The organism is Pollutimonas bauzanensis (genome assembly GCF_040393045.1).
Lineage (GTDB): Bacteria > Pseudomonadota > Gammaproteobacteria > Burkholderiales > Burkholderiaceae_B > Pollutimonas > Pollutimonas bauzanensis_A.
In genome coordinates this window covers 1-9,629 of record NZ_JBEBUX010000151.1, presented here as the reverse complement: position 1 = coordinate 9,629, position 9,629 = coordinate 1, and the positions used below count along the sequence as shown (strand labels likewise).

The following is a 9,629-nucleotide window of genomic DNA, read 5'->3' as shown; positions in this document are numbered from 1 at the left end:
GAAAGCGACTTAGCTCAAAGCCGCAATACGCCTTCTATATATAGTCTTTCCTTTTTAAGAAAGGGCAGCACTTCGTTTTCAATCCGGCTTAATGGGTAGTCTGTCAGGCTCATAGAGACGCCAAGTGTTAGAGCCCTTGTGTTGCTAACCATGACTGGTATAGCAACCGAGATATGGTCTCCCTTGGGATACTCGACAACGCTCCACTCGTCGCTTTTCATCGATAGTGCTGAATATAGTGCGCTTGTGGCTGGTAGTGAACTGCCTACACGCAAATTCATAATTAATAACCTACGGCGTTCAGCTGCTGCGGTCGCTCGACCTATTATGGTTATGTGGTCGCCGTTTTTTTCCCCTAAGTTTGCCGTGCCGGAGCACTCGTCAGCCAGTCGTTGCAATGTTTGTTGCACCGATTCGGTGACGCCCATGCTTTCGAGCGCGGCAAAACCTAGTTCTAGCATTTGTGGCGTTAACGACCATGCCAGGTTGTCCTTTCGTACATAGCCTTCGCGTTCAAGCGTATTTAGAAAGCGGATGACAGTCGAATGGGATAAATCGACGGATCGGGACAACTCCGTAAGCGTCAGCGAAGGACTATTTCGAAAGGCTTGCAGGAGCGCTAGACAGCGCTGAACTGATCTGTTACCGTCTGATTTGTTCATTGTGCAGTATATAAGTTCGTTAGGTGAACATTTTAATCATAAATCAATTAATAATAAGTAGCAACCGGCTCGGTTGACTTTTTAGGAGATAAGTTTGAAAAGAGTGTTTTTTTTGTCTGCGATGCTAGTTTTTGGGAATGTGCAGGCATCCACTGGCAGTGACTGGCCATCACAGCCTCTACGATGGGTTGTTCCTTATCCGCCAGGGGGATCCACGGATATGTTGGCCAGGATTCTTGCCAAGGAACTTGAACAGCGTTTGTCGCAGCCCGTTGTTGTCGAAAACAAGGCAGGTGCAGGCGGTAATATTGGCACTCAGCACGTTGTTTCGTCCAAGCCAGATGGTTACACGCTGGTTATGGGGAATATAGGGCCGATCGCAATAAATCCCTCGCTATATAAAAACTTATCGTATAGCCCGAAGCAAGACTTGGCTCCCGTCAGCTTGCTTATGGAAGTCCCCAATTTATTGGTTGCCAATCCGGGACTCCCGGTTAAGACGGTGACCGAATTGATTGATTATGCGAAAAAACAAAATACGTCATTAAATTTTGCAACGCCGGGTACAGGAACTTCGTTGCACTTGGCAGGGGAGTTATTTGCGTCGCAAGCCGGTATAGCGATGACACAAATTCCATACAAAGGAAGTTCTCCGGGTTTAACCGACACGATGGGCGGCCAAGTGCCTGTCATGTTCGACAATATGCCCTCAGCCTTGCCGTTGGTTGAGACTGGCAAGCTAAGGGCGATTGCGGTGACCAGCAAAGAACGTTCGCCTTCTCTGCCAGACGTCCCCACCATAGCTGAGTCAGGCTTGCCAGGTTATCAGGTGACGGGCTGGTTTGGTGTATTGGTGCCTAAAGCAACCCCCCCAGCTGTGATAAGCAGGCTTGACGCGGAGTTCAGCGCCATCCTTAAGGATCCCGCTATCCAGGAAAAAATTCGCAATATGGGCGGGATTATTCCCGAAACCGGACCTAAGGCATTCGAAGACTTCATCGACGAGGAAACCGAAAAATGGGCCAACCTTGTCAAATCATCAAACATTACTATCCAGTAGGGGGCTATATGACACACCAGTATAAATTTATCGATGTTGCGCCAATTGCCGGCTCTATCGGTGCCGAGATTAAAAATGTCTCACTGACAGATGATTTTTCAACTGAGGTTTTCGATGAAATAACGCATGCATTTCATGAGCATGCCGTGATCTTCTTTCGTGGCCAGGAATTAACTCCCGAACAGCACAAGAGTTTTAGCCGTCGGTTTGGTGATTTATTGGAGGTGCCGTTTGTAAAGGCACTGGAAGGGCACCCTGAAATCCTACCGGTCACAAGAGCCGCTAAAGAAACGAGCAAGCGTAACTTTGGGGGGCTGTGGCATTCGGACATGAGCTACGCAGCTACACCTCCTCTCGGTTCGGTACTTTATAGCAAAGTGATTCCTCCCGTCGGTGGCGATACCATGTGGACGAATATGTATGTGGCTTTTGAGCGTTTGTCGCCTGCAATGAAAAATATGCTGGAAGGGTTAAATGCCGTCCATAGCCCGGTTAAATCGTACGGGTCGAATGGTGTACTTATCAATAATGCTGATCCCGCTCATAAAATGGATATCCAGACCGGAGAGGGCGCAGATACAGAGGTTATCCATCCGGTCGTGCGCATTCATCCGGCGACCGGTAGAAAAGCGCTTTACGTGAATAGTACATATACCTTACGTTTCGAGGGAATGACGGAAGAGGAAAGCGCACCTCTATTGAACTTCTTGTTCAGTCACTGTGTTCGCCCTGAGTTTACGTGTCGATTCCGATGGACACCTGGCGCAGTTGCCGTTTGGGATAATCGTTGTACGCAGCACTTGGCGATGAACGATTATCAAGGATTCGATCGAGAGCTTTATAGAACGACAATAGTTGGCGATAGGCCTATCCCCGTACAGAAATAATATAAATTTGAGCGCCGTGGAGCAGACCTGCTACACGGCTTTTTCGGGTATCAATGTTGCTGTTGATGCTGCACAACTGCCAGTAAGCCCTGTGTTTCCGCCGTGCCGGTCAAGCATTGCAAATCGTGTCCACCAATGTGTTCAGTGACATGCTCAATAAATACTCGGATTCTGGCGGGAAGTTGTTTGCGGCTTAGGTAGCACACGTAGTGCCCGCCATCATCGGGCGCATGCTGTGCGAGGCACGCGATCAATTTCTGCTCCCTGAGCAGATCGCACACGAGGTACGCGGGAAGCTGCGCGATGCCTTGGCCCTGCTGCACAGCCTGAAGGATCAACTCTAGATCATTGAAAGTATGTCGGGCTGTCTGCAGACGCCTTAGCGTGACGCCATTGATTTTGAACTCCCACTCCCTGGCGCGTCCCGACGCAATACGAAAGTTGATGCAATGATGCCTGTCCAAGTCATCAACATAGCGTGGCAGGCCATGCGTCTGAGCATACGCTGGTGAAGCGCATACGACCATCTGCATTGGTATCAGTTGTCGTGCCACGATGTCGCGGTCTTCTATCCGACCGTCGCGAAAGGACACGTCTATGCGGTCTGCGGTGAAATCAGCCGGGCGCTCATCTAGCAGGAGCTCCAGTGTAATGTCGGGAAATTCAGCATGAAAACGTCGCAGCAGCGGGGCGATTATCTTGCGTCCGAAACCGGGTGTCGACTGGATGCGCAGGTGGCCCCGGGGCGGTCCGTTGCGCAGTTCGCGCATGTCTTCCAGCGCCCGTACGATACGTGCTACGCCAGGCTGGCAGTTTTCGTAAAACAGCTCGCCTTCGTGGGTTAACGATGTGCTCCGTGTGCTGCGGTGAAACAGGCGGGTATTGAGTTGCGTTTCGAGTTTTTGTACGCTGCGGCTGACAGCCGAGCGGCCTATGCCCAGGCGATCGCCTGCCTTGGAAAAGCTGCCTTCGTCGGCCACGGTAAGAAAGGCAACAACACCTGCATAGCTGGTAGTGAAGCTATTGGCCAGCGGGTCAACTGCGCCAGAAGGGGCATGGCGCTCGTGCTCGTTCCGGGGGTAAATGATGGTATCCATACTCACTAGACGTATGGATACTGCTGCCTGTGACACTATCGCCGTTTTTTTTCAATAGTTATATTTCGTTCAGGCGAGGCTGGCTTTATCCAGGCCAAAGGCCTTGTCGGCTGAGCCAGGTACGGTCTTGAATGCGATATTTGCACGGTTCCATCCATTGATGGCCATCACAGCGAACGTGAGGTCGGATAATTCTTTTTCACTAAATTGGCTACGCACCCGCTCGTAAATATCGTCGGCGACGCCGTGATCAGGCAGTTTGGTCAGCACCTCGGTCCAGGCGAGGGCTGCACGTTCGCGCGGAGCAAAGAGTGCAGATTCGCGCCAGGCTGCAACGTGATGAAGGCGCAGTGCCCGTTCGCCATGAATTGTGGCTTCCTTCACGTGCATGTCCAGGCAAAATCCACAACCGTTGAGCTGCGAGGCGCGGATGTTAACAAGGTCGTGGATGGGTTCTTCTATCAAGCTGTTCTTAAACTGGTCACTGAAGGCCAGGAATTTCTTGAAGAGTTCGGGCGATTGCTGAATATAGTTGATGCGTTGGGTCATGATTGCTCCTGGCGATAATGCGTTGCTAACGGCAGAGGGCCGCATGCCATTATCGTAAGGAGGAATGATGTACATCGGTAGGCATGCGCACGGACTCACCGTGTTGCCTGATGCGCACCAAATAGCGCTGGGCGGGATTATTTAACGGTGCTAGCTGCCAATTGACGCCAGCGTTTCAAACCGTTCCAGGTGACCGCTGCCTGCAGATAATTCGTCCCAGCTCCCCTCGGTAAAGTCGATAATAGCCAACCCCGCAGTTGGAAATTCACGCCCAAGCCGCGTAAGGGCCGAGGGACGTCCTGTTCCAATAAGGCTTGCGGCCAAACGCTCGAAGCCAGGGTTGTGGCCGATAAGCAGCAATACGCGAACTGAATCTGCCGTTTCCTTGATGACTTGCAGGATATCGCTGGGCAATGCTTCGTAGATACGGCCTTCGTTTTGCTGTGCGGGTGCATTGCCGAACGCTGGGCGCAACAGTTCCCAGGTTTCCTGCGTTCGGCGCGCTGTTGAAACAATAACCAGATCCGGTTCCAGGCCGTGATGCCCCATGTATTTTCCCATTTCCTGGCATTGCCGGCGCCCGCGCGGCGCAAGCGGCCGGTCGTGGTCCCGGATGCCCTCAGGCGTGTCGGCTTTTGCGTGGCGAAGCAGCATGAGTCGGCGCATGACGGGTTGTTTCTCCTTGGGGACGTCTGGTTGTTTCACAGGATGGGTTTTGGCGGGACAGAGCATAAATACTAGCAGAGAAACCCGCCGATCAGGGGCTATTGTGCGCCCGCTTCAGTGCTTTGGATTGGGCGCGTTTTAGCATCGTGTGCGCCGAGTGCCATAAGTGCTTTTGCATGGCGATGCAGGCCGCATCGCCATCTCCCCGGAGTATGGCTTCTGCTATCGCCTCATGCTGCGCGATGGAGTCTTTGATGATCTGCCCAGTCTCAACCACTTGACGAAGCAGGGACATGAATACGGCCAACTGATATCTGTCTATCAGTTCACCTAGTTCGGGGTTGCCGCTAAGTTTCACGATGGCTTGATGGAACTCGCGGTTGTGGGCAATAAAAGCCTGAAAGTCCTGCTCCCGTTTATGTCGTTGGCCCTGTTCGGCGATCGCCTGGAAAAAAGCGCGATTATTTCCTTCGTCTATTCGGGTTGCCGCTAATCGTGCAGCATGGCCTTCGAGCGCTTCCCGTATTTGGAATAAATGGATGATTTCGTCTGGTGACAAGCGCCGGACCAGTGCGCCGCGATTCGGAATTAATTCAACGAGCCTGTCAGCAGCCAGGCGCCGAAAGGCTTCCCGCAGAGGGCCTCGGCTTATGCCAAGTTCCTCTATGAGATCGCGCGAAATAAGGCGTTGTCCAGGTGCTAGTGTTCCGTCAAGAATTTGTTCTTTCAGGATTGCAGCTATGCGTTCGACCATATCGCCGCTGCGCAGCACATTTTCCGCTTCCACCGTATCGGTGATTCTTTGTTTAGTCATTGACTGGAAATTTCCGTGACAAATGTAGGAAGATACTTTAATCTAAAAGTGTAGGACAAAAATTATGATACCTATTCAGGAGACAAAAAATGAATCTCAAACCTGTGTTTGCCAGGATGATGCAGTGCATTCTTTTGCCTATTGTGCTGGGAGGCGGCGCAGCGGCCTCTGCAGCTAATCTGACGGTAACGCATTGGGCCGATGGAATGTATGGAACGCCGTTCGCTGTTGCATTGGAAAAAGGATTCTTCAAAGAGTCAGGGATAGATGTTACGGGATTCATCACATCCCAAGGCGGTGGAACGACAGTGCGTAACGCACTGGCTTCCGATATTCCTTATGGCGAGGTGGCGCTTTCTGCGGCCATCGCGGCGATCAAGCAAGGCGTCAAGCTCACGATTGTGCATGGCGGTGTCCTTAGCCTTTCAGACAATGTATGGGTTGCAAAAAAAGATTCTCCATTGAATACGATTATGGATCTGAAAGGGAAGAAGCTAGGTTATAGCAGTCCCAAATCAGTTACCGACATGGTGTCGACCATGGCGTTGACCAATCGGGGGATACTGGCTGATGTAGATCGCAAGGCAGTGGGAAGTCTTAGCGCGGCCTATACCGCATTACGCGAAGGCGCTGTTGATGTTATCTACATGACGGAGCCAGTGCTGAGCCGGGAACGCGAAAATCTGAAAGTTGTATTCAAGTCCGGTGATGAGATACCGAGGTTGACGCAAACGGTTGGCATTGTGCGCACCGATTACCTCAAGCAGCATCCTGACACGATCAAAGCCATTATCGAAGGGCGTCGCAAGGGTGTTGAATATTTATTGAAGAACCCTGAGGAATCAGGAGACATTCTGGCTAAACATTACAAGATGGATCCCAAAATCGCGAAGCTTGCGATTAACGACATCCTGTCATCAAAAGGCGAGTACTGGAGCACAGGCAAGCTTGATTACGAAGGTATGAACGCAATGCTCAAAGGGCTGCAATTGGTCAAGGCAGTCGAGCCAGGCCCTTTCGATTGGTCGGCGATCGTGGATGAAAGCTTGCTGCCCGCTGATCAACGTAGCAAGTAGCAAGTGTCGGCATGGCGAGCTCCCTAAAAATGGTCAAGCAAATTCCAGCGTCGGCAAACGACGGTAAACCTCATGTTGCCGTGAAGGAAGCGACTAAAGTATTCCCCGCCCGCGATGGAGGCTCACCCCTTCATGCTCTTGGCCCCGTTTCGTTTGATTTGCGGCAAGGGGAATTTTTCTCTGTCGTTGGGCCCTCCGGCTGCGGGAAGTCGACACTGCTGGATTTGGTAGCGGGGTTAAGCCCGCCTACCGACGGCAGTATTTGCTTCGAGGACGCCGAGGTCAACGGCAAGGTGCCTGATGGCGTTGCCGTTGTATTTCAAGAAGATGCCAGTTTTCCATGGCTTTCGGTCTTTGATAACGCCGCGTTTGGGGCACGCCGAACGGGCCTGCCCGAAAACGAGGTTAAGGAACGTGTCGATCACGCGCTTGCTTTCATGGGGCTCGCCGGGTTTGCAAAGGTTTACCCGGCACAACTTTCGGGCGGCATGCGTCAACGCGTTTGCATAGCCCGCGCGATGGTTCTGCGTCCTCGCCTGATGTTGCTGGACGAACCGTTTGGCGCTCTTGATCAGCAGACGCGCTTACTGATGGGCGAGGAGATGCTCAAGCTGTGGCGTGAAACTGATTCGACAGTCATGCTTATTACCCACTCCATTGACGAGGCGGTCTTGCTGTCGGATCGCGTCGGTACTATGTCCGCGCGTCCTGGAACATTCATTGATGTGGTTGAAACAGGCTGGTCGCGGGAACGCGGCAGCGAAACAGCGATGGATCCAAGGTATGGCGCACTGCAGTCGCAAATCTGGGGCTTGTTGCGCACCGAATCGCTCAAGGCGTTGGGGGCTTCATAACCATGAACCGTGCGACAACGCTACGTTTCGGCGGAATACCAAGGGGTAGTGCACGCGCATCAGCCAAGCGTCGCGTTACCGTGCTGCGGTGTGCTGTGATAGCCGGCAGCATCATCTTGCTTGAAATCGCCAGCCGGTTGGGATGGATCGATCCGATTTCTTTTATTCCGCCTTCAGAAATGGCATGGAGTGCGTGGCAACTAGTGCGCGCGGGAACCTACCAGGAAGATATGTTATTGACGCTGTCTTCCGCTGCGGTATCGATATTAATGGCCACGTCGGCAGGTTTCTTGTTTGGTCTTTTGCTTTTCAAGCAGCCTCGATTGCGGCGGGTGCTTGACCCGCTGCTGTTGTCGTACTACGCGGTTCCTATATTCATTTTTTATCCCATGTTGATCGTCATGTTTGGCTTGAATAGATGGCCATTGATCGTGCTTGGATTTTTATTTGCCATCGTGGCCATGGCAGTTAATACGCTTAACGGTCTGGAGCGCGTCCCGAAAGTATTGCTGCGCACTGCAAGGATGCTGCGCATGAGCCGTGTTCAGGAGGTTTTCCTGATTACGCTTCCCGCCAGCCTGCCTTTCGTTTTTACCGGCATCAAACTGGCTATCGTTTATTCCTTTATTGCCATCATTGGCGGTGAATTCTTATTGTCGGGCGCGGGCTTTGGCTACCAGATTGCCTTTGCCTACAACAATTTCGATAACGCCACGATGTATGGCCTTATGTTTTTGCTGCTGACTTTCATCGGGGCCGTCAACCTCGTTCTGCATGCGATCGAGCAACACCTTTACCAGCGTCGAGTTCTTAAGGAGTTCGCATGAAAGGGCTTGCAACGTCTGGAACTCCGATGACCGGAAAGGCTGCCGTATCCCGGTGGGGCGACATCTTCTGGCTTGTCGGCGGCATCTTGCTGTCATGGCAAATCGCGAGCTGGGGCCTGGGCGTCGAGGTCTTGCCAGGTCCATGGCGCACGCTAGCGCAATTGCAGCGTGAACTCAGTGATCCCGATTTTGGTGCTCATCTAGCCGAGACTAGCAAGGCTTTCTTTACCGCACTGATCATAGCGATAGTCGGAGGCGTCGGCATTGGGTTGATTCTCGGCGCCCGGCGCCTGGCCGGCGATGTGATGGAGCCCATACTCATTGCTTTGTATTCGATACCGAAAATTTCCTTGTATCCGATTATTTTGTTGATGTTCGGGCTAGGCATTTCGGCCAAAATCGCATTTGGGGTAATACACGGCATTATCCCCATCGTGATATTCACGATGACGGCTGTGCGCAATATCCGCCCCGTCTACATGCGCTCGATTCAGGCGCATCGGTTGACGCCATGGCAAGGTGCGCTGCATGTACTGATACCGGCTACCGTGCCCGAAATTGTTGCCGGTTTGCGCATCGGCTTTTCCCTGACGTTGCTGGGAACCCTGCTGGGTGAGATGTTCGCGTCTCAGCGCGGTATTGGGCATCTGTTGATGCTGGCTATCGATCGAAACAATGCGCCGACCATCATGGCACTGGCTGTGATGTTGTTCATGTTTGCCACGTTGGTGAGCATAGGGCTTCTGCAATGGGATCGCCATCTGCGGCGTGGAAATTAATTTTCTTAGAGAAAGATATGGCGCGCTCTCTGTTTGACAAGGTATGGGAGGCTCACGAGGTGGCAGTGCTGCCGGGCGGGGTCAGTTTGCTGCATGTCGATCGGCACCTGGTGCACGAGCTGACCGGGGTCGAGGCGCTCAAGGTACTGGACCGCAGGCAACTCGCCGTACGTAATCCTGAACTTACTTTCGCCACGCTCGATCACGTCACATCGACACGGCCGGGAAGGCGGGCGGGGGATGCGCAGTGGAGCACCGACATGGTCAATGCATTGCGTGAACAGGCTGCAAGCAAAGGCATTGCGCTGTTCGATATCGAAGATGGCCGCCAAGGCATTGTGCACGTCATCGGGCCAGA

At 52.6% G+C, this 9,629-nt stretch carries 12 protein-coding genes; 7 read left to right on the top strand and 5 right to left on the bottom strand.

All coding sequences use genetic code 11. The features are described from left to right. Window positions 1–14: 14 nt before the first annotated feature. Window positions 15–662, bottom strand: coding sequence for an IclR family transcriptional regulator (locus ABWO67_RS17410; RefSeq protein WP_353153974.1), 648 nt, complete (start codon window positions 660–662; stop codon window positions 15–17). A 121-nt stretch (window positions 663–783) separates the two neighbouring features. Between ABWO67_RS17410 and ABWO67_RS17405 the strand changes: the two genes are divergently transcribed. Both ABWO67_RS17405 and ABWO67_RS17400 read left to right on the top strand, forming a co-directional pair. Beyond that, on the top strand, window positions 784–1,722 hold the full coding sequence (locus ABWO67_RS17405; protein WP_353153977.1) for a Bug family tripartite tricarboxylate transporter substrate binding protein: 939 nt from the start codon (window positions 784–786) through the stop codon (window positions 1,720–1,722). Window positions 1,723–1,730: 8 nt separating this feature from the next. Continuing rightward, a complete protein-coding gene (locus ABWO67_RS17400) occupies window positions 1,731–2,609 on the top strand; it encodes a TauD/TfdA dioxygenase family protein (RefSeq protein WP_353153971.1) in 879 nt (292 codons plus the stop codon). Window positions 2,610–2,659: 50 nt separating this feature from the next. Here the strand turns inward: ABWO67_RS17400 and ABWO67_RS17395 are convergent, their stop codons facing one another. From ABWO67_RS17395 to ABWO67_RS17380, 4 genes are all read right to left on the bottom strand, one after another. Further along, window positions 2,660–3,706, bottom strand: a complete 1,047-nt coding sequence (locus tag ABWO67_RS17395) for a LysR family transcriptional regulator (RefSeq protein ID WP_353153968.1) — start codon at window positions 3,704–3,706, stop codon at window positions 2,660–2,662. Between the two features lie 69 nt (window positions 3,707–3,775). Further along, window positions 3,776–4,255 carry a carboxymuconolactone decarboxylase family protein gene (locus ABWO67_RS17390; protein WP_353153965.1) on the bottom strand — a complete coding sequence of 160 codons (480 nt, stop codon included), beginning with the start codon at window positions 4,253–4,255 and terminating at the stop codon, window positions 3,776–3,778. A gap of 150 nt (window positions 4,256–4,405) precedes the next feature. After that, window positions 4,406–4,921, bottom strand: coding sequence for a SixA phosphatase family protein (locus ABWO67_RS17385; RefSeq protein WP_353153962.1), 516 nt, complete (start codon window positions 4,919–4,921; stop codon window positions 4,406–4,408). A gap of 91 nt (window positions 4,922–5,012) precedes the next feature. Next, the gene (locus ABWO67_RS17380; RefSeq protein ID WP_353153959.1) at window positions 5,013–5,735 is read right to left on the bottom strand and encodes a GntR family transcriptional regulator; all 723 of its coding nucleotides are present in this window, start codon (window positions 5,733–5,735) and stop codon (window positions 5,013–5,015) included. Between the two features lie 89 nt (window positions 5,736–5,824). Between ABWO67_RS17380 and ABWO67_RS17375 the strand changes: the two genes are divergently transcribed. From ABWO67_RS17375 to ABWO67_RS17355, 5 genes are all read left to right on the top strand, one after another. Continuing rightward, window positions 5,825–6,811: an ABC transporter substrate-binding protein gene (locus ABWO67_RS17375; protein WP_353153957.1), complete on the top strand. Its 987-nt coding sequence runs from the start codon at window positions 5,825–5,827 to the stop codon at window positions 6,809–6,811. A gap of 11 nt (window positions 6,812–6,822) precedes the next feature. Further along, window positions 6,823–7,665, top strand: coding sequence for an ABC transporter ATP-binding protein (locus ABWO67_RS17370; RefSeq protein WP_353153954.1), 843 nt, complete (start codon window positions 6,823–6,825; stop codon window positions 7,663–7,665). 2 nt (window positions 7,666–7,667) lie between these two features. Further along, window positions 7,668–8,492, top strand: a complete 825-nt coding sequence (locus ABWO67_RS17365) for an ABC transporter permease (protein WP_353153951.1) — start codon at window positions 7,668–7,670, stop codon at window positions 8,490–8,492. Further along, entirely contained in the window at window positions 8,489–9,271 is a 783-nt protein-coding gene (locus ABWO67_RS17360) for an ABC transporter permease (RefSeq protein ID WP_353153948.1), read from the top strand. Before ABWO67_RS17365 ends, ABWO67_RS17360 begins: the two co-directional genes overlap by 4 nt. Before the next feature lie 17 nt (window positions 9,272–9,288). Continuing rightward, window positions 9,289–9,629: aconitase family protein (locus ABWO67_RS17355; RefSeq protein WP_353153945.1), on the top strand; the 341-nt coding region annotated here is incomplete at its 3' end.